The 18,454-nt window shown below is 72.4% G+C and carries 18 protein-coding genes and 1 pseudogene; 11 read left to right on the forward strand and 8 right to left on the reverse strand.

Going from position 1 to position 18,454, the window contains the following annotated elements:
• Positions 1 to 36: 36 nt before the first annotated feature.
• Positions 37 to 1,248 carry an SCO2321 family membrane protein gene (locus CCN72_RS04965; RefSeq protein WP_086806485.1) on the reverse strand — a complete coding sequence of 404 codons (1,212 nt, stop codon included), beginning with the start codon at positions 1,246 to 1,248 and terminating at the stop codon, positions 37 to 39.
• 349 nt (positions 1,249 to 1,597) lie between these two features.
• On the opposite strand from CCN72_RS04965, the gene CCN72_RS04970 reads away from it, so the two are divergent.
• The 5 genes from CCN72_RS04970 to CCN72_RS04990 all read left to right on the forward strand — a co-directional run bounded on the left by CCN72_RS04970 (position 1,598) and on the right by CCN72_RS04990 (position 6,869).
• Complete coding sequence (locus CCN72_RS04970; protein WP_086806486.1) at positions 1,598 to 2,269, forward strand: phosphotransferase; 672 nt, start codon at positions 1,598 to 1,600, stop codon at positions 2,267 to 2,269.
• A gap of 222 nt (positions 2,270 to 2,491) precedes the next feature.
• Positions 2,492 to 3,019 carry a toxin gene (locus tag CCN72_RS04975; protein WP_202443006.1) on the forward strand — a complete coding sequence of 176 codons (528 nt, stop codon included), beginning with the start codon at positions 2,492 to 2,494 and terminating at the stop codon, positions 3,017 to 3,019.
• The gene (locus CCN72_RS38880; RefSeq protein ID WP_086806487.1) at positions 3,016 to 4,152 is read left to right on the forward strand and encodes a DUF6545 domain-containing protein; all 1,137 of its coding nucleotides are present in this window, start codon (positions 3,016 to 3,018) and stop codon (positions 4,150 to 4,152) included. The genes CCN72_RS04975 and CCN72_RS38880 overlap by 4 nt, the downstream gene beginning before the upstream one ends.
• 16 nt (positions 4,153 to 4,168) lie before the next feature.
• Positions 4,169 to 5,350, forward strand: coding sequence for an MAB_1171c family putative transporter (locus CCN72_RS04985; RefSeq protein ID WP_086806488.1), 1,182 nt, complete (start codon positions 4,169 to 4,171; stop codon positions 5,348 to 5,350).
• Positions 5,351 to 5,462: 112 nt separating this feature from the next.
• Positions 5,463 to 6,869 carry an NAD(P)/FAD-dependent oxidoreductase gene (locus tag CCN72_RS04990; protein WP_244174131.1) on the forward strand — a complete coding sequence of 469 codons (1,407 nt, stop codon included), beginning with the start codon at positions 5,463 to 5,465 and terminating at the stop codon, positions 6,867 to 6,869.
• Here the strand turns inward: CCN72_RS04990 and CCN72_RS04995 are convergent.
• Together CCN72_RS04995 and CCN72_RS05000 are read right to left on the reverse strand one after the other, a co-directional pair.
• Positions 6,853 to 7,140, reverse strand: a pseudogene (locus CCN72_RS04995) (nuclear transport factor 2 family protein); the annotation flags it as partial. The gene CCN72_RS04990 and the pseudogene CCN72_RS04995 overlap by 17 nt on opposite strands.
• Before the next feature lie 48 nt (positions 7,141 to 7,188).
• Positions 7,189 to 8,220: a Strvi_7410 family MBL fold metallo-hydrolase gene (locus CCN72_RS05000; RefSeq protein ID WP_086806490.1), complete on the reverse strand. Its 1,032-nt coding sequence runs from the start codon at positions 8,218 to 8,220 to the stop codon at positions 7,189 to 7,191.
• 121 nt (positions 8,221 to 8,341) lie between these two features.
• Between CCN72_RS05000 and CCN72_RS05005 the strand changes: the two genes are divergently transcribed.
• Positions 8,342 to 9,793 (forward strand): aldehyde dehydrogenase, encoded by a 1,452-nt coding sequence (locus CCN72_RS05005; RefSeq protein ID WP_086806491.1) that lies wholly within the window; start codon positions 8,342 to 8,344, stop codon positions 9,791 to 9,793.
• Between the two features lie 3 nt (positions 9,794 to 9,796).
• Positions 9,797 to 10,030, forward strand: a complete 234-nt coding sequence (locus CCN72_RS05010; protein ID WP_085564499.1) for a ferredoxin — start codon at positions 9,797 to 9,799, stop codon at positions 10,028 to 10,030.
• A gap of 12 nt (positions 10,031 to 10,042) precedes the next feature.
• Here CCN72_RS05010 and CCN72_RS05015 read toward each other — a convergent pair whose 3' ends face one another.
• The gene (locus CCN72_RS05015) at positions 10,043 to 10,657 is read right to left on the reverse strand and encodes a TetR family transcriptional regulator (RefSeq protein WP_086806492.1); all 615 of its coding nucleotides are present in this window, start codon (positions 10,655 to 10,657) and stop codon (positions 10,043 to 10,045) included.
• A 220-nt stretch (positions 10,658 to 10,877) separates the two neighbouring features.
• Here CCN72_RS05015 and CCN72_RS05020 point away from each other — a divergent pair, with 220 nt between their 5' ends.
• From CCN72_RS05020 to CCN72_RS05035, 4 genes are all read left to right on the forward strand, one after another.
• Entirely contained in the window at positions 10,878 to 12,341 is a 1,464-nt protein-coding gene (locus tag CCN72_RS05020; RefSeq protein ID WP_086806493.1) for a glycosyltransferase family 4 protein, read from the forward strand.
• Positions 12,335 to 13,081, forward strand: a complete 747-nt coding sequence (locus tag CCN72_RS05025) for a class I SAM-dependent methyltransferase (RefSeq protein ID WP_085564496.1) — start codon at positions 12,335 to 12,337, stop codon at positions 13,079 to 13,081. Before CCN72_RS05020 ends, CCN72_RS05025 begins: the two co-directional genes overlap by 7 nt.
• Positions 13,078 to 14,145, forward strand: a complete 1,068-nt coding sequence (locus tag CCN72_RS05030) for a prenyltransferase/squalene oxidase repeat-containing protein (protein ID WP_086806494.1) — start codon at positions 13,078 to 13,080, stop codon at positions 14,143 to 14,145. The genes CCN72_RS05025 and CCN72_RS05030 overlap by 4 nt, the downstream gene beginning before the upstream one ends.
• A gap of 147 nt (positions 14,146 to 14,292) precedes the next feature.
• On the forward strand, positions 14,293 to 14,880 hold the full coding sequence (locus tag CCN72_RS05035) for a hypothetical protein (RefSeq protein ID WP_086806495.1): 588 nt from the start codon (positions 14,293 to 14,295) through the stop codon (positions 14,878 to 14,880).
• Between the two features lie 14 nt (positions 14,881 to 14,894).
• Here CCN72_RS05035 and CCN72_RS05040 read toward each other — a convergent pair whose 3' ends face one another.
• The 4 genes from CCN72_RS05040 to CCN72_RS05050 form a co-directional block, all read right to left on the reverse strand.
• Entirely contained in the window at positions 14,895 to 15,905 is a 1,011-nt protein-coding gene (locus CCN72_RS05040; protein ID WP_086806496.1) for an LLM class F420-dependent oxidoreductase, read from the reverse strand.
• A gap of 105 nt (positions 15,906 to 16,010) precedes the next feature.
• A complete protein-coding gene (locus CCN72_RS05045) occupies positions 16,011 to 16,781 on the reverse strand; it encodes a DUF5336 domain-containing protein (protein ID WP_086806497.1) in 771 nt (256 codons plus the stop codon).
• Between the two features lie 217 nt (positions 16,782 to 16,998).
• Complete coding sequence (locus CCN72_RS38560) at positions 16,999 to 17,409, reverse strand: hypothetical protein (RefSeq protein WP_143664043.1); 411 nt, start codon at positions 17,407 to 17,409, stop codon at positions 16,999 to 17,001.
• A 267-nt stretch (positions 17,410 to 17,676) separates the two neighbouring features.
• The coding region (locus CCN72_RS05050) for an N-acetylmuramoyl-L-alanine amidase (RefSeq protein WP_107430067.1) at positions 17,677 to 18,454 on the reverse strand (778 nt) is incomplete at its 5' end.

Consider the following 18,454-nt stretch of genomic DNA (forward strand, 5'->3'; position numbering starts at 1 on the left):
CGGCCAGCAGCACCGGCACGGCACGGCGGACGGCGGTCACGACTGCTGCTTCTTGCGGGTGCTGAGCAGGAAGCCGATGCCGATGCCCGCGACGAGGCAGATGCCGACGCTCCACCAGACCCCGGCGTGCGAGCTGCCGTCGGACGCCTTGGCCTGCTTGTCGGCGGCGGCCTGCATCCGCGGCTCGGGGCCGAGGGCGTTGAGGGAGGTGACGAGGCTGGTGCCGCCGAAGTCGCCGGGCTGGGCGCCGACGGCGTGCGCGGCGAGGATCAGCTGGGCGTACGCCGCGGGGCCGGTCTGGGCGGCCCAGGGACCCGCGCTCTTCTCCAGGAAGGCGTACGCCTTCTTCGCCGCCGCGGTGCGTCCGTCCGCGGCGAGGGCGACGACGGTGTCGGCGGTGTTGCCGTAGTCGGGCTGGTCCGTGGCGCCGGGCATCACGGACATCAGATGGCCGCTCTTGGCGACCGCGGCCGCCAGGTACGCGCCGCCGTTGTCGGCGATCTGCGCCGGGGTGGGGTGGCCGGCCTTGGCACAGGCGTCCGCGGCGGGTGCCTTGCCGGTCTGTGCCACGAAGCCCTTGCTGAGCGCGGCGGTCACCCCGGCGGCGGTGGCGTCGGCGTTGGCGGCCAGCTTGCCCTTCTTGTCCGGCTGGTAGGCCAGCGCGCCGCCGCCGTCCTGGTCGCAGGGGATGGACCAGGTGGCCAGCGCGTCGTACGGGGACTTGCCGTCCTTGCGGACACCCGCCGGGTCGGCGCCGGTCGCGGCGAGCGCGCCGACGACGACGGAGGTGGAGTTGGTGTCGCTGGGGCTGCCGGGGTTGTAGCCCCAGCCGCCGTCCTTGTTCTGCACGGACTTCAGCCAGTCCACGGCCTTGGTGACGGCGGCGTCATGGCCGCCGGTCGCGTGCAGGGCCTGGACCGCGGCGGCCGTGCTGTTGGTGTCCACCATGGTCTTGGCGTCGCAGGACGCGGCGGGGGCGGCGCGGAAGGCGGCGAAGGAGCCGTTCGCGCACTGCTGGCCGGTGAGCCAGTCGACGGCGGCGGTGGCCGGGCGGTAGCCGAGGGTGCGCTGGGCGACGAGGGTGAGCGACTGGCGCCACACACCGTCGTAGGTGGGGTCCGACGTGCCGTAGAGACCGGACGGGACCGATGCCTTGGGAGAAGGGGACGGGCCGGCGGCCACGGCGGGTGCGGCGGCTGCCAGCACGCCTATGGCGGCGAGAGCCGCGGCATTGCGGCGGACGTTCATGGTCGGCGACTGCCTCTCCCTGCGGGGAGCCGGGCAGCGCACGGGAGGGGACCCGGGCGGCTCGACTCCGTATACCTCGACGGTGCCGTGCGCGGCGAAGGCACCGACGCACGCGAGCCGGTCACGTCCGCCCCGGGGCGTTCCGGCTCACCGGTTCCTGTGCGGAATGGCTCACGGATTGGGGCCTCCCCGATCCGAGCGAAGCCGAGGATTGGGGAAGGGTCAGCGCCGGAATTGCACCGGCTTCCCCCCGTACGGGTGTGATGACGACCCCGCCACTTTACCGGCAGCCCCAGGGGACCCGACGAGTGCCCGTGAGCACACCGTGACGGTGATTAGGGTCACGGCCATGACAACACCGGGAAAGCTCCTCGGCTCGGGCCGTACGGCCGACGTCTACGAGATCGACACCGCGTGGGTGCTGCGCCGTGACCGCCAGGGCTGGGGGGACGCGGCGGCCGAGGCGGCCGTGATGACGTACGTACGACGGCTCGGCTACCCGGCGCCCCGGGTCCGCCCCACCCGCTCGCGCACCGAGCTGGTCCTGGAGCGGCTGTCCGGCCCGACCCTGCTCGCCGCCCTCGTCGAGGGCCGGGTGGGTCCGGCGGAGGCGGGCGCGCTGCTCGCCGGGCTGCTGCGCCGGCTGCACGCCCTGCCCGGGCGCGACCCGGCCGACCCCGGGGCGCGGGTGCTGCACCTGGATCTGCACCCCGACAACGTGATGCTCACCCCGGACGGACCCCGCGTCATCGACTGGTCCAACGCGGAGGACGGGAGCCCGGCCCTGGACTGGGGCATGTCCGCGGTGATCCTCGCCCAGGTCGCCGTGGGGTCCACCGGTCTCGCCGGGCCGGCCCGCGCGCTGCTCGGAGCGCTGCTCGCCGACCCCTCCCGGCTCACCGAGGAAGGGGTCGGGGAGGCGCTGCGGCGCAGGGCGGGGAACCCGACGATGAGCGCGGAGGAGACGGAATCGCTGGGAGAGGCGGGGGAGTTGGTGCGGCACATGGCGCAACTGGCCTAAGGGCACTTTCGTGTTGGCTGAAAGCAGGGGTGCCGCACCGGAGTGCGGAGTGGCTGTTTCGGCCAGCGGACGGGGCGGGCAATGTCCCATTGGCATGGCATGTCGCGTTTGTGTCGGCCGGGTACCGCGGGTGAAGGTGGCCCGAGCGGCGCGGAGTTGGCATATTGCGATCAGACGTGACCGCTCGCAGCCTCCGGGGGAATGGTGCGGACAACCAGGAAAATGCGCCGGTTCGCCAACGAGCTGATCGACCCCCTGCGCGTGTCGATCCCCGCCGACCCCGGCGATCTGCTGGCCGCCCTGGTCGAGTCCGCGATCCGCTGGCGCGGTCGCCCCATCGTCGTCCATCAGGCGAACTTTCCGCCGGGGACCTCCGCGACCGGACTGTGGATCGAGCGCGCCGGCCGCGACGACATCGTGATCGAGGCCGACGCCCCGCCCTGGATGAAGCTCGTGATCCTGGGCCACGAGCTGTGGCACATGGCCGACGACGACCCCGCGCACCGCGCCGCGCACACCGAGGCCGCCCCCGCGCCCGCCGGCACCGACGGCACCGTGGCGACCGCCGCCCGCACCCGTTTCCTGGAGGCCGCGGAGCAGCGCGCCGACCTCTTCGGCATGCTGATCGGCGACCGGCTGCGGCCCTGGCTGAAAGCCTCCCCCGAGTCTGTGTACGCGGCGCACACCTCCGGCCACGACGACCTCGCCGGACGCATCGGCGCGGCCCTCAACTACCGCGGGGCCAGATGAGCGACCTGATCAACTACACCAGCTGCGGGCTGCTCTGGCTCGGGCTGCTGACCAAGGCGCCCGATCTGGCGCGCCGTTGGCGGGACCCCTTCCTGCTCACCCTCAGCGCCGTGCTGGCCCTGTCCTCGCTGTGCTTCCTGCTCGGCGCCCCCGGCACGGTCGGCTTCGTCAACGGCGCCAGCGGTGTGCCCAACCTCGCCGCCCCGCTGACGTACGGGACCGTCACCGCGTACGGCGCCGCCTCCCTCGCGCTCGTCATGCGCTGGCGCGGCGGCCCCGGCACCGGACGCGCGATCCGCCGCTGGACCCTCGGCTACACCGCCGTACTCGCGGGCATCGCCGCCCTGTTCGTCCTCGGCGACGCGGCCGTGGAGCGCCGTACGGACTTCGACACGTACTACGCCACCACGCCGTACATCGCCGAGATGATCGTCCTCTACCTCGGCGCGCATCTGACCGCCGTCGTCGTCACCGCGTGCCGATCCCTGTCCTGGGCCCGGCAGTTGCGCGGCTCGCTGCGCGCGGGCCTGGTGATGATGGGCGCCGGGAACCTCGTCGGCTGCGGCTACAGCGTGGCCAAACTCCTCGCCGTGGGCGCCCGTTGGGGCGGCCGGGACTGGTCCGTGCTCGCCACGACCTTCCCGGCGGCCTGCGCCGGACTCGGGGCCGCGATCACCGTCATCGGCATCGTGATCCCGCTGTTCGCCCCCTTCCTGGCCGTCCGGGCGCGCTGCTGGCGGGCGTACGTCCGCCTCGGGCCGCTGGAGCGGACCCTGACCGGGCCGCTCACCCGCGAGAGTCTGCGCGCGCCGCGCCCGCTGTGGCCCTCCGCGACCCGCTGGCTGACCTGGCGGCAGAGCTCCATCTACAACGGACTGCACTATCTGGGGCGCCACTTGGACGAGAGCCTGTTCCGGCAGACGTACGCCGAGCGGGCCCGGGCCGGCGCCGACCCGCAGCAGGCGGAGGCCGCCGCGTGGGCCGCCGTCATCGCCGCCGCCGTCCGGGCGCCGCACGAGGAGCGGGCGGAGGCGGTCGTACCGCTCGCCGACCGGCCCGACCTCCCGGTGCTGCTGCGTGTCTCCGACGCCCTCGCCGAGGACAGCGGCGACCGCGCCCTGGCCGTGTGCTGAGGGGGCCCGCCGCACCATGAGCCTGATCGTGTACACGGTGGCGAGCCTGTTCACCGTGACCGCCCTGCTGATCTTCCGCCGGCCGCGCCTCGCCCTGCGGGACCCGCTGACCGCCTCCACCTGTGTGTCGATCTTCCTCGGCGGGCTCTGCTTCTTCTGCTCGGCCCCCGTCACCCTGGGCGCGGTCAACGACCTCACCCATGTCCCCAACTTCGGCGCCCCGATGACCTACAGCGTCATCTCCGCCTACAGCGCCTCCCTGCTGATCCTGCTGATCAACTGGCGCGGAGGACCCGCCGACCGGGTACGGAGCCAGGTGGTGCGGGTCGCCACCGTGTACAGCCTGCTGATCATCGCCGTCATCACCCTGTTCGCGCTCGCCCACGCGCCCGTCGAACGGCTGCGGGACCTCGACACCTACTACGCGAACACGCCGTACATGCGCGAGATGATCGTGCTGTACCTGTTCGGGCACGGCGCCTGCGCGCTGATCACCATCTATGTGTGTCTGCGCTGGTCCCGGGAGGTGACCGGGATCCTGCGGACCGGGCTGCGGCTCATCATGGCCGGCCTGGCCGTGGACGTGCTCGGCTTCGAGGGCGCCAAGTCGACGGCGGTCGTGGCCCGTTGGGCGGGGTACGACCTGGACCGGCTGTCCACCGGCGTCGCCCCGCGCGCCGCCGCGCTGGGCGCCCTGCTGTGCGCGGCGGGCTTCGTGCTGCCCCGGCTGCTGCCCGCGACCCTCGCCCAGTGGCGCAGCATCTGGGACTACCGGGCGCTGCGCCCCCTGTGGGCGGAGCTGCGGCATGTGCCGACCGCGTCCAAACCCGCCCCGCCGCGCTGGCAGTTGCCGCGCGGTCGGCTGTACTACCGCGAGCTGCGCATCCTCGACGCGCTGCTCGCCCTCCAGTCCCGCTGCGACGGCCGGGTGCGCGAGACGGCGTACCGGCAGGCCCGCGGCCAGGGCAGCCCGCCGGGCGAGGCGCACTTCATCGCGGCCGCCGCGATGGTCGTGGACGCCGCCCACCAGGCGGGGCGGCCGCGGCCCCCGGAGAGCCCCGAGCCGGAGAGCGGCTCCCGGCTGCACACCGCGCTCTTCTCCGACACCGGTGAACTGGTGCGGCTGGCCAGGGCGTTGGCCGGATCGCCGGTCGTCAGCGCGGCCCGGGAGGGCACGGCACGGACCGCCCGCAGCTGAGCGGGCCCGGGCCGAGGCACCCGTCCGCCCCGGCGCGGGGGCCGGGACGATATCCATGCGCACGTGTCACCGGGCGTCCCACCGGGACGTCTCACCAGAAGAATGGGGAACCGTGAACGCACGAAGAGCCGTTGTCATCGGGGCCGGACCGGCCGGTCTGCTCGCCGCCGCCGCGCTCGCGCCCGCCGTGGCCGAGGTCGTCGTACTTGACCACGACGAGCTGCCCGAGGCACCCGCGCACCGCAGGGGAGTGCCCCAGTCCCGGCACGCCCATCTGCTGATGCCCGGCGGCATGGCGGTGATGGAGGAACTGCTCCCCGGAGCCGACCTGCGGGGGCGGCTGGTGGCGGCCGGCGCCAGGGAGACGGCGCTGAGCTCGGACCTGCTGGCGCTCGCCCCGACGGGCTGGTTCCGGCGCTGGCGGCACCGCACCTTCATCACCATGACCGCGAGCAGGCCGCTCCTCGAATGGGGCGTGCGCCGGGCGGTGCTGGAGACGAACCCGCAGATCACGGTGCGCCGCGCCCGGGTGAGCGGGCTGCGCGGCAGCGCCCGCCGGGTGACCGGCGTACGACTGGCCGGCGCCGACGGCGGCCCGCCCGAGGACCTGGACGCCGACTGGGTGGTGGACGCGAGCGGCCGGGGCACCCGGCTGCTGCCCTGGCTCGACGTCCTCGGCGTGGGCGGCATCCGCGAGCGCCATGTCGACAGCGGCCTGGCCAACGCCACCCGCGTCTACCGCGTCCCGCCCGGCGCCCCGGACTGGCCGATGACCCTGGTGCAGGCCGACCCCTGGAGCGGGCGGCCCGGCCGCAGCGGCATGATCGTGCCGATCGAGGACGGCAGATGGATGGTCAGCCTCGGCGGGATGCGGGGCAGCGAGCCCCCGAAGGACCCGGACGCCTTCCTCGCCTACGCGCTGAACCTGCCGAGCCCCCTGGTGGGCCGGCTGATCGAGGCCGCCGAGCCGCTCGGCCCGGTGCATGTCAGCCGCAGCACCAGCAACTCCCGCCGGTATCTGGAGGACGCGCGCCGGTGGCCGGAGCGCCTGGTGGCGATCGGGGACGCGGCGGCCACCTTCAACCCGATCTACGGGCAGGGCATGTCCGCCGCCGCGCTCGGCGCCCGCGCGCTGGCGCAGGCGGTGCGCGAGCACGGCATCGAGGCGCCGGGTCTTGCCCGGCGGGTGCAGCGGACGGTGGCCCGTGCGGCCCGGGGCGCGTGGACGGCGGCCGTCAGTACCGATGTCCTCTACCCGGGGGTGGAGGGCGCCCGTCCGACGCTCGGGGACCGGCTGGCCGCCGCCTACTCCCGGCGCCTGAACCACGCCGCCACCGGCTCCTACGCCGCGGCCTCCGCTCTCTGGGACGTCACCACCCTGCGCACCTCGCCCGCCCGCCTCTTCCGCCCCGACGCCCTGCTGCACGCGCTCACCGGGTCCCCGCTGCCCGCCCTGTCGGGCCCCCCGCTGACGGCCGCCGAACGGGACTTCCTGTCCGGCCTCAAACCCTGGGTGTAGGGCCGCCGAAGGGCAGGTGGAGCACCCGGGAGGCGAGCAGCCAGCGCCCGCCGGTGCGGCGGAACCGGTCCGCGTAGTGCCCGATCTGCACCGGCGGCCCGGCGGGCACCAGGCCGCCGGTGTAGCCGTCGACGCGGTGGGTGGAGAAGTACGACACCGCCGTCGCCGCCTGCGGGGAGACGGCCGTGACCAGGACGTTGGACATCAGCCGCCGGGAGAGCCGGTCGGCGGGGCGCCCGCCGAAGTACTCCCGCAGCGCCGCCCGGCCCCGGGCGGGGGCCACTTGTACCAGCCCAAGAGCCCCGGTCGCGAAGGGAATTCACACCGCCGCGTACCTCACCGGGTCACTCCCCGGCACCGGCTCCACCCGGCCCTGCTTGTGGAGGTGGCGCAGATGGGACTCGGCCTCCGAGACGGCGATGGTGCGGGAGGCGGGCGGGATGTCGGCCCAGGGCCGGTTCCAGCGCATCCGCTCGGCCAGCTGCCAGGGGGTGAGCGGGACGGCAAGCAGGGCGAGGAGGCCCCGCAGCCGCTCCTCGTGGTGGTCCAGCAACTCCCGTACCCGCGCGAGCGCGTCGGTGAAGGCGTGCCGGTGCGCGGGCAGCACCTCGGCGGGACCGAGACGGCCGACCCGCTCCAGGGAGTCGAGGTAGTCGCCGAGCGGATCGGTCACGGTCGCGTCGTCGGGATCCTCGTACAGGCCGATGTGCGGGGTGATCCCGGGGAGCATGTGGTCGCCGCTGAACAGACGGCCCCGGCCCGGGAGTTCACCCGGATGCTCCTCCTCCAGGTGCAGACAGACATGGCCGGGGGTGTGCCCCGGGGTCCAGATCGCGCGCAGCCGGCGGCCCGGCAGATCGAGGAGTTCGCCGGGGACGATCTCCCGGTCCGGCGGCGCGGGGGAGAACCGGGGCAGCTCCCGGCCGCCCGCCGCGGCTGCCCGCAGCGGCGCCACCTGCTCCCGCGGCGCCCCCGCCGCCGTCAGCTTGGCGGCCATGTACGCGTACCACCGCTCGGGCCGCGCCTCGCGGGTCCTGCGCACGATCGCCGCGTCCGCCGCGTGCATCGCCACCCACGCCCCGGACGCCTCGCGCACCCGCCCGCACAGCCCGTGGTGGTCCGGGTGGTGATGGGTGACGACCACCCCGGTCACCTCCGACACCCCGGTGCCGCAGGCGTCGAGGCCCGCCACCAGGACGTCCCAGGATCCGGGGTCGTCCCAGCCGGTGTCGACGAGCACCGGCCCCCGGTCGGTGTCCACCACGTACACCAGCGTGTAGCCGAGCGGGTTGTCCGGGATGGGCACCCGGATCGACCGCACGCCCCCGCCGTGATCGAACGTCCGCGCCATGGTCCGCCCCTTCGCCCGCCGGTCTCCGACCCGACCATTGCCCACTATTACTGGAACTGATATCAGTTCTGATGCATCGTCAGAAAGTAGTGTGCGGCAGGCGGCGCGCTGGGAGGCAGCCATGACCGGGCTCGTGGAACACGGACAGCTCTACATCGGCGGGGAGTTGACCGAGCCGCTGGGCGAGGACGTCATCGAGGTGATCTCCCCGCACACCGAGGAGGTCATCGGCCGGGTCCCGCACGCCTCGCGCGCGGACGTGGACCGGGCGGTGGCCGCGGCCCGTCGGGCCTTCGACGAGGGACCCTGGCCGCGCATGACCCCCGAGGAGCGGATCGGCGTCGTCACCCGGATCAAGGACGGCATCGCCGCCCGGCACGAGGAGATCGCCCGGGTGATCTCCGCCGAGAACGGCTCCCCGTACTCCTGGAGCGTCCTCGCCCAGGCGCTCGGCGCGATGATGGTGTGGGACTCGGCGATCCGCGTGGCCCGGGAGTACGTGTACGAGGAGCGGCGCGACGGCGCCCTCGGGCCGCTGCTGGTGCGCCGGGAGCCGGTCGGGGTGGTGGCGGCCGTGGTGCCGTGGAACGTGCCCCAGTTCGTCGCCGCCGCCAAGCTCGCGCCCGCGCTGCTGACCGGCTGCACCGTCGTACTCAAACCCTCCCCGGAATCCCCGCTGGACGCCTATCTGCTCGGCGAGATCGCCCGTGCGGCCGGGCTGCCCGAGGGGGTCCTGTCCATCCTGCCCGCCGACCGGGAGGTCAGCGAGTACCTGGTCGGGCATCCCGGCCTGGACAAGGTGTCCTTCACCGGGTCCCTCGCGGCCGGCAGGCGGGTGATGGCGGTCGCGGCCCGACAACTCACCCGGGTCACGCTGGAGTTGGGCGGCAAGTCGGCGGCGATCGTGCTGCCGGACGCGGATCTCGCGACGGCGGTCGCGGGGATCGTACCGGCGGCCTGGATGAACAACGGGCAGGCCTGTGTGGCCCAGACCCGCATCCTCGTGCCGCGCGCCCGCTACGACGAGTTCGCCGACGCCTTCGCCCGCGCCGCGGCCGATCTCGTGGTCGGCGACCCGCTGGACCCCGCCACCCAGGTCGGCCCGCTGGTCGCCCGCCGCCAGCGGGCGCGCAGCCTCGACTACATCCGCGTCGGCCAGGAGGAGGGCGCCAAAGTCCTCGCCGGCGGCGGCCGTCCGGCAGGTCTCGAGCGCGGCTGGTACGTCGAGCCGACCCTCTTCGGAGGCGTCGACAACGCCATGCGGATCGCCCGCGAGGAGATCTTCGGGCCGGTCGTCTGCCTGCTGCCGTACGGCGACGAGCGGGAGGCCGTACGGATCGCCGACGACTCCGAGTACGGCCTCTCCGGCAGTGTGTGGACCGCCGACGTCGAGCGCGGCATCGAGGTCGCCCGCCGGGTGCGCACCGGCACCTACAGCGTCAACACCTTCAGCCTGGACATGCTGGGCCCCTTCGGCGGCTACAAGAACTCCGGGATCGGGCGGGAGTTCGGGCCCGAGGGGTACGGCGCCTATCTGGAGCACAAGATGATCCACCTCCCGGCGGGGGCGTGAGCCATGGCCGACCGCTGGCACATCGAGGTCGACCGCTCCCTGTGTGTCGGCTCGGGCCAGTGCCTGCACCACGCGCCGGAGCACTTCCGCCTCGACTCCGCCCGCCGGTCCCGTCCGACGGAGCCGGACACCGACGCCGCCGAACCCGTCCTCACCGCGGCCGAGACCTGCCCCGCGGAGGCCATCTCGATCACCCTGCGGGGCAGCGGGGAGCCGGTGTTCCCGCCCGAGGAGTGAGCGGGCCCCGTGCTACTCCTTCGGGGCGGTCAGGTCGATCAGCCGGCAGACCGTCTCGATGTCGATCTTCACCTGGGCGATGGAGGCACGGCCGGAGAGCCAGGTGATGAGGGCCGAGTGCCAGGTGTGCTCGATGACCCGGACGGCGGAGAGCTGCTCGGGGCTCGGGTCGTCCAGGCCCATCGCGTCCAGGATGATCGCCGTGGTCTGCCGGGACACCTGGTCCACCTCGGGGCTGACACTGCGGTCCGCGAAGGTCAGCGCGCGGACCATGGCGTCGGCCAGATGCGGCTCGCGCTGCAGCGCCCGGAAGGCCCGCATCAGGGTCTCGGCGACCCGCTCGGCCGCGGTGTCACCGGCGGGCGGCTTGCGGCGCAGGGTGCCGTGCATCCGCTCCAGCTGGTCCTGCATGGTGGCCACCAGCAGATGCACCTTGGACGGGAAGTACCGGTACAGCGTGCCCAGAGCCACCTGGGAGGACTCGGCCACCTCGCGCATCTGCACCGCGTCGAACCCACCCCGGCCCGCCAGCTGCGCGCTCGCGTGCAGGATCCGGCGACGGCGGGCTTCCTGACGCTCCGTGAGGGGCGGCGAGGGAGGGCGCGACGTACTGGCTTCCGCAGGCATGGGTCCCGTTCCGTGACAATCGGTGAGGGTGTCGGTAGGGCACGTGATCAGACAGCATGGCAGGACCGCGCGCCGTGGCGTGAATCACCTGATCCACTGCTCACAGCACCCCTACCTGCCGGTAGATTCAGAGGCTCTTGAACGATCAAGTCTGAAACTTGTTCTAGATTAGCGTCCCGTCGTAGTCTCGCGGGACAGTGCAGGCAGAAGGGGGCACAGAGTGACCGCCGAGGCCCGGGAAGCGGGTGCCCGTGAGGACTTCGCCGCCGACGGAGAGCGACCGCTCGACATCGCGCTCCTCACCTATAAAGGCAACCCGTTCTGCGGCGGGCAGGGCGTCTACGTACGGCACCTCTCGCGCGAGCTGGCCCGCCTCGGACACCGCGTCGAGGTCATCGGCTCCCAGCCCTACCCCGTGCTCGACGAGGGCTACCCCGCGCTCACCCTGACCGAGCTGCCGAGCCTCGACCTCTACCGCCAGCCCGACCCCTTCCGCACCCCCGGCCGCGGCGAGTACCGGGACTGGATCGACGCCCTGGAAGTGGGCACGATGTGGACCGGCGGCTTCCCCGAGCCGCTCACCTTCTCGCTGCGCGCCCGCCGGATGCTGCGGGCCCGGCGCGGCGACTTCGACGTCGTCCACGACAACCAGACCCTCGGCTACGGCCTCCTCGGCGACATCGGCGCGCCGCTGGTCACCACCATCCACCACCCCATCACCGTGGACCGGCAGCTGGAGCTGGACGCGGCCGAGGGCCGGCAGCGCCGGTACTCGGTGCGCCGCTGGTACGCCTTCACCCGGATGCAGAAGCGGGTCGCGCGCCGGCTGCCCTCGGTGCTCACCGTCTCCGGCAGCTCCCGGCAGGAGATCGTCGACCATCTCGGGGTGCGGCAGGACCGTATCCACGTGGTCCATATCGGCGCCGACACCGATCTGTTCGCGCCGAATCCGGCGGTGCCCGAGGTACCGGGGCGGATCGTCACCACCTCCAGTGCCGATGTGCCGCTCAAGGGGCTGGTGTTCCTCGTGGAGGCGCTGGCCAAGGTGCGCACCGAGCACCCGGCCGCGCATCTCGTCGTCGTCGGCAAGCGCCCCGAGGAGGGGCCGGTCGCCCAGGCGATCGAACGGTACGGCCTGGACGGCGCCGTCGAGTTCGTCAAGGGCATCTCGGACGCCGAACTGGTCGACTTGATCCGCTCCGCCGAGGTCGCCTGTGTGCCCTCGCTGTACGAGGGGTTCTCGCTGCCCGCCGCGGAGGCCATGGCCACCGGGACCCCGCTGCTCGCCACCACCGGCGGCGCGATCCCCGAGGTCGCGGGCCGCGACGGCGAGACCTGCCTCGCGGTGCCGCCCGGCGACGCGGGAGCACTGGCGGCGGGCCTCGGCCGGCTGCTGGGCGACGCCGAACTGCGTGCCCGGCTCGGCGCGGCGGGCCGCGAACGGGTCCTCGCCAACTTCACCTGGGCCCGGGCGGCCCAGGGCACCGTGGCGCGGTACCGCGAGGCCATCGCCCGCTCCGCGCCCGGCGCCTCCGCCGCGGCCCCCCGCCGCTCCGCGCCCCCGACCCCCGGCCGCACCGCGGCCCTCGCCGAGGCCGCCGACGCGGCCTCGGCCGGCGTCGCCGTCTCCGCGACCCCTCCGAGTGACACCAGCGTCTATCCCGAAAGCAGGGCCACGTGCTGACCGTCGACTTCTCCCGGTTCCCCATCGCCCCGGGAGACCGCGTCCTGGACCTCGGCTGCGGAGCCGGCCGGCACGCGTTCGAGTGTTACCGGCGCGGCGCCCAGGTCGTGGCCCTCGACCAGAACGCCGAGGAAATCCGCGAGGTCACCAAGTGGTTCGCGGCGATGAAGGAGGCCGGCGAGGCCCCCGAGGGCGCCACCGCGACCGCGATGGAGGGCGACGCGCTGGCGCTGCCGTTCCCGGACGACTCGTTCGACGTGGTGATCATCTCCGAGGTGATGGAGCACATCCCCGACGACAAGGGCGTGCTCGCCGAGATGGTGCGCGTGCTGCGCCCCGGCGGCCGGATCGCGGTCACCGTGCCCCGCTACGGCCCGGAGAAGGTCTGCTGGGCGCTGTCCGACGCCTATCACGAGGTCGAGGGCGGCCACATCCGCATCTACAAGGCGGACGAGCTGGTGGCGAAGGTCCGCGAGGCCGGTCTGAAGCCGTACGGCAGCCACCACGCGCACGCCCTGCACGCCCCCTACTGGTGGCTGAAGTGCGCCTTCGGCGTCGACAACGACAAGGCGCTGCCGGTGCGCGCGTACCACAAGCTCCTGGTCTGGGACATCATGAAGAAGCCGCTGGCCACCCGGCTCGCCGAGCGCACCCTCAACCCGGTGATGGGCAAGAGCTTCGTGGTCTACGCGACCAAGCCGCACCTGCCCCGGCTCGCCGAGGAGGCGGCCGCCCAGTGACCACCCCCCGGACAGAACACCTCGTCCTGCCCGGGGTCCTCACCGCCGAGCAGGCTGCCGCGACCGTACGCGGCATCCTCTCCGTGCAGCGGGAGGACGGCGCGATCCCGTGGTTCCGGGGCCACCACCTGGACCCGTGGGACCACACCGAGGCCGCGATGGCCCTGGACGCGGCCGGTGAGCACGAGGCCGCCGAGCGCGCCTACCGGTGGCTCGCCCGGCACCAGAACGAGGACGGCTCCTGGTACGCGGCCTACGCGGACGGCGCCCATGACGAGGTCACCGACCGCGCCCGCGAGTCCAACTTCGTGGCGTACATAGCCGTCGGCGTCTGGCACCACTACCTGTCCACGGGCGACGACACGTTCCTGGACCGCATGTGGCCCTGCGTCTACGCGGCCGTGGAGTGGGTGCTCGGCCTCCAGCAGCCCGGCGGGCAGATCGGCTGGCGGCGCGACGAGGACGGGACGCCGGCCACGGACGCCCTGCTCACCGGCAGCTCCTCCATCCACCAGGCGCTGCGCTGTGCGCTCGCCATCGCCGAGCAGCGTGAAGAGGCGCAGCCCGACTGGGAGTTGGCGGCCGGCGCGCTGCGGCACGCGATCCGCAGGCACCCGGAGCGGTTCCTGGACAAGGACCGCTACTCGATGGACTGGTACTACCCCGTCCTCGGCGGCGCCCTGACCGGCGCGGAGGCCGAGGCACGGATAGCCCAGTCCTGGGACCGGTTCGTCGTACCGGGCCTCGGGGTGCGCTGTGTCGTACCCAATCCCTGGGTGACCGGCGGCGAGTCCTGCGAACTGGCGCTCGCGCTGTGGGCGGTGGGGGAGTCGGACCGGGCGCTTGAGATCCTCACGTCCGTGCAGCATCTGCGGGACGCCGACTCCGGTCTGTACTGGACGGGTTACGTCTTCGACGACGAGGCGATCTGGCCGCGCGAGCTGACCACCTGGACCGCGGGTTCCCTGCTGCTCGCGGTCGCCGCGCTCGGCGGGCACGAGGCGACCTGCGCGGTCTTCGGCGGCACGCACCTCCCGGCGGGCCTTGACCCGGACTGCTGCTGACCTGACCTGACCTGACCTGACCTGACCTGACCTGTCCGTCGTCGGCGTCGTCCCTCCCGGCGTTTCCCCCGAGTGGCGTAACCACGTGTGCGGAGTAACGGTGGAGAAGGAAGCTCCCTACTCGGAAAGACACGTCGGGAGGACCTCGTGCCTGTACCGATACGGCGTCTCTGCCTGGCGCTGGCCGTGTGCTGCGCCCTGGTGGCCGGTGGCACGGCCTGCGGAAACAGCAACGCCGGTTCCCACACCAACACCAAGACGGCGGTCACCGCCGCGGCACTGAACCAGCCCGCGGCCGAGCCCAGCCCCACCACTTCCGCCGAGAAGCAGCGGTTCGCCAAGACCAGGTTCGTGGCGAACGCGGGCCTCGCGGCCGGTGCCACCTACGAGTGGATCTACAAGCCGTGGAAGGCGGGCAAGTTCAAGAAGGGTGCCCATGGCCGCAGGCTGGCCCTGGTGAAGGCCGGTGTCGCCGGTCTGTTCACCTACAACCGGCTGAAGGCCGCCGAGCGCAATGCCAAGGGCGACCCGCTGCTCTCCAAGGCCCTCGCGCCGCTGAGCAAGAGCATCGAGAACCTGAAGGACCTGCCGGCCAAGCTGCGGCACGGTGACACCGGCGCGGCGAGCGACTTCAACAACGTCATCAACAATGTGAAGGACGCGGGGAAGGGCGCGGGCGCCCCGGTCCAGAACAAGGTGCCGACGGCGGGCCAGCTCCGCAGCGGCGGCCAGTAAGTCCCCCGAAGCGCCTAGGAGTTCAGTTCCGCGAGCACGCGGAGTGTGCAGGGGTCCGGTGACAGGGCCAGCAGGTCGGTCACCGGGCCCCTGCGCCACGCCTCCAGCCGCTTCGCGATCCGGGCGCGGGGGCCGACCAGTGAGATCTCGTCGGCGAAGGCGTCCGGCACGGCGCACACCGCCTCCTCGCGCCGCCCCGCCAGGAACAACTCCTGTACCCGGCGCGCCGCTTCGGGATATCCCATCCGGGCCATCAGATCGGCGTGGAAGTTCCGGGAGGCGTGTCCCATGCCGCCGATGTAGAAGCCGAGCATCGCCTTCACCGGCAGCAGCCCCTCGGCCACGTCGTCGCACACCTTCACCCGGACCATGGGCGCCACCCGGAACCCCGCGGGCAGGTCCCGCACCGCGTCGCCGTACACCTCGGGCCGGTCCGGCGCCCAGTACAGCGGCAGCCAGCCGTCGGCGATCCGTACCGTCTGCGCCACGTTCCGGGGCCCTTCCGCACCGAGCAGCACGGGGAGCCCGGCCCGCAGCGGATGCGTGATCGGCTTGAGCGGCTTGCCCAGCCCGGTGCCGTCCGGGCCCCGGTACGGCAGCGGATGGAACCGCCCGTCCAGCGACACCGGCGCGGTGCGGCGCAGCACCTGCCGTACGACGTCCACGTACTCCCGGGTCGCGGTCAGCGGCGACGCCGGGAACGGGCGGCCGTACCAGCCCTCCACCACCTGCGGCCCGGACAGCCCGAGCCCCAGCATCATCCGCCCGCCGGAGAGGTGGTCCAGGGTGAGCGCGTGCATCGCGGTGGTGACCGGGGAGCGCGCCGCCATCTGGGCAACGGCCGTACCCAGCTTGATCGTCGAGGTCCGCGCGGCGATCCAGGTGAGTGGGGTGAAGGCGTCCGAGCCCCAGGACTCGGCCGTCCACACGGAGTCGTAACCGAGCCGTTCCGCCTCCTGCGCGAGCGGCACATGGGCGGCGTCCGGGCCCCGCCCCCAGTACCCGAGCGCGAGACCGAGCCGCATACGCCCTCCTGCTGACGCATCGTCAGTTATATGACAGGGAGGCGACTGTACGACAACGGCCCCCCACCCGGAAGGGCGAGGGGCCGTGGCCCTGGGTGTGACTGCTCAGCCGCGCTGGATGCCCGAGGTGTCCTGGAGCACGCCGCGACGGCCGTCCTGGGTCTGGGCGATCAGCGTGGCGCCACGCTGCTCGACCGCCAAGTACCAGGTGCCCGGCGCCAGTTCGGCGATCGGCGCGGGCGAACCGTCCTCCGCGAACAGCGGACGGGTCACCGGCACCGCGAACCAGAACGGCGAGAAGTCCGCCGGAGCGGCCTGCTGCGGCGCGGCACCCCCCGCGGGCGCCGGCTGCGGCGATCCGTACGGCTGGCCGCCCTGCTGCGGCTGGGCGCCGTACGGCTGCTGCGGGGCACCCTGGGCGCCCGGGTAGCCGTAACCGGCGGACGGCTGCGCGCCGTACGGGCTCGGCGCGAGAGGCTTGGGCGCCGGGACCAGCGCGCCCTGGAGCGCCGGAACCAGCGGGCCGGCGACGGCGGCACCGGCGAGGACCAGCGCGGCGATGAAACCGAGCACGAGCCCGGCGCCCGCGTCGACCCCGTTCTGCACGTCCACGAGCGTCCAGAACAGGGTCCAGGCGGAGAGGATCGTGAATGCCGTGCCCACCACGCCGAGATCCAGGCCGAGCACCTTGCGCGGCTGCGGCAGGCAGCGGTTGAGCACGATCAGTACGGCACCGATGACGGCCCCCATGTACGTGCCGAGGCCCGTCCCGAGGTTGTCCCACACGCCCTGGCTGCCCGAGTATCCGGCGGCCGAGTAGGAGTAGAGGTCGAGGAACGACGCGATGAACAGCAACACCGCTGCTCCGATCACCACGCCGTCGCCTCTAGTGAGGGAGCGGATGTTCACTTCAGGTCCTTCGTGAGTCGTCTCGTCGTCGCTAGACCCTACCGTCCGCAAGATCCGGCTGTCCGGCCGGTTGCCTCCTCAGTCGGGACTCGTGCAGGAAACTCACGATTCCCTCAGAGATCCCATGCGTCAGGGCGCACCGGGGTAGGCTCCTCACGACGACCCAGAACTCGGAGCCGTCCCGCTATCGCTGGCTGTACTTGAAACAGACACCAATTGGCTTGTAAGCCGTCTGGTTGTGTCCGACAGTCATCCAGCTGCCCCCATTTGTTCCCTGGGCGTCGAACTTCTTCCCGGAGTACTTCGCGTAGGCTTTCAGGGTTCCGTACTTACCGCTGGGAACTTCCTTCGAGCCGCTCACGGTTATGCTGCGTGATTTCGTCACGTCCCATCCAACGCCCGCGCTGACTACACCCTTGGTGACGTTGATGTTCGCCGACAAAGAAGTGCTGACAGACTCAGTCTGGTCGATGCGGAGCGTCATCTTTCCTCGACCAGATGCCTCGGCAATGGGCGTCTTTCCGCAGGAAGTTCCGAGCGACCGAACGTTGATCAGGCGCTCGGCGATCCAACCGCTCGATGCCTTGGTGGTCACTGCGCGGGTCGTGGGTGTGTGGAGAGGTGCCGAGTGGGCTTGAGCTGCGAAGTTCACCCCGACGAAACTCATGGTCAGTGCGGCGACCGCCGCGCTGCTACGAGCATTTCGAAAGTTCATGAGACCCCCCATGGTGCAACAACTGAAGGCTTCGAGTGAGCCTTATTTTGGTCAACGCAAGTTGACCATGGAGAGGGTGGTGCTGCAACTTGGTTGAGGAAAAACTGAGCATGCTCGAAGGAAGCTTCGGTAAGCTGTTTCACTGGCTTACTTATTCAAGAATTCCACGATTCCCTCAGACATCCCCTGCGCGGCCTTCTGCCGCCAGGAGCCGCTGGTCAGCAGGGCGGCGTCCGTGTCGTCGCGCATGTTCCCGCACTCGATGAACACCTTGGGAACCGTTGACAGATTGAGACCGCCGAGGTCCGTGCGGGTATCGAGCGCGGTGCCGTGGCCGATGTAGTTGGACGGCGGCTCACCGGTCACCCGCCGGAAGTCCGACGCGATGCGCTCACCCAGATCGCGCGAGGGCCCGACGATCGGCCGGGTGTCGGCGCCGCCCGCGTGCACGGCGCCCGGCAGGATCACATGGAAGCCCCGGTCGCCCACCGGCGCACCGTCGGCGTGGATCGAGATCGCCGCGTCCGCGTGCGCCTTGTTGCCGATCTCCGCCCGCTCGTTAACGCAGGGCCCCCAGTCCGGGCCCTTCTCGTCATGGGTCAGCCGTACGGTGGCACCCTGCCGCTCCAGCAACGCGCGCAGCCGGTGCGCCACATCGAGCGTGAACCGTGCCTCGGCGTAACCGTCGTTCGTGGACGTACCGGTGGTGTCGCACTCCTTGCGGCCGTTGCCGACGTCCACCTGGCGGTTGATCTCGGCCGTGTGCCGGAAGTTGTCCACGTTGTGCCCGGGGTCGATGACCACGACCTTGCCCTTGAGCGGCGCGACCGCCTTGTCATCGGCGCTCGGCGCGACGGACGGTGAACTCCGCACCACCGGCTTCGCCGCACCGCCACTCCCGGCCGCCCCGCCGCCCGCCGCGTAC

This window comes from Streptomyces murinus, from assembly GCF_002154555.1.
Classification (GTDB): domain Bacteria; phylum Actinomycetota; class Actinomycetes; order Streptomycetales; family Streptomycetaceae; genus Streptomyces; species Streptomyces murinus.

Excerpts from the sequence above, each read along its gene's own strand:
- CCN72_RS05000 (WP_086806490.1), bottom strand. The coding sequence starts at position 8,220 with ATGGCGCGGACGTTCGATCACGGCGGGGGCGTGCGGTCGATCCGGGTG.
- CCN72_RS05015 (WP_086806492.1), bottom strand. The coding sequence starts at position 10,657 with ATGCCTGCGGAAGCCAGTACGTCGCGCCCTCCCTCGCCGCCCCTCACG.
- CCN72_RS05005 (WP_086806491.1), top strand. The coding sequence starts at position 8,342 with ATGACCGGGCTCGTGGAACACGGACAGCTCTACATCGGCGGGGAGTTG.
- CCN72_RS04985 (WP_086806488.1), top strand. The coding sequence starts at position 4,169 with ATGAGCCTGATCGTGTACACGGTGGCGAGCCTGTTCACCGTGACCGCC.
- CCN72_RS04970 (WP_086806486.1), top strand. The coding sequence starts at position 1,598 with ATGACAACACCGGGAAAGCTCCTCGGCTCGGGCCGTACGGCCGACGTC.
- CCN72_RS05040 (WP_086806496.1), bottom strand. The coding sequence starts at position 15,905 with ATGCGGCTCGGTCTCGCGCTCGGGTACTGGGGGCGGGGCCCGGACGCC.
- CCN72_RS04965 (WP_086806485.1), bottom strand. The coding sequence starts at position 1,248 with ATGAACGTCCGCCGCAATGCCGCGGCTCTCGCCGCCATAGGCGTGCTG.
- CCN72_RS38880 (WP_086806487.1), top strand. The coding sequence starts at position 3,016 with ATGAGCGACCTGATCAACTACACCAGCTGCGGGCTGCTCTGGCTCGGG.
- CCN72_RS04975 (WP_202443006.1), top strand. The coding sequence starts at position 2,492 with ATGCGCCGGTTCGCCAACGAGCTGATCGACCCCCTGCGCGTGTCGATC.
- CCN72_RS05010 (WP_085564499.1), top strand. The coding sequence starts at position 9,797 with ATGGCCGACCGCTGGCACATCGAGGTCGACCGCTCCCTGTGTGTCGGC.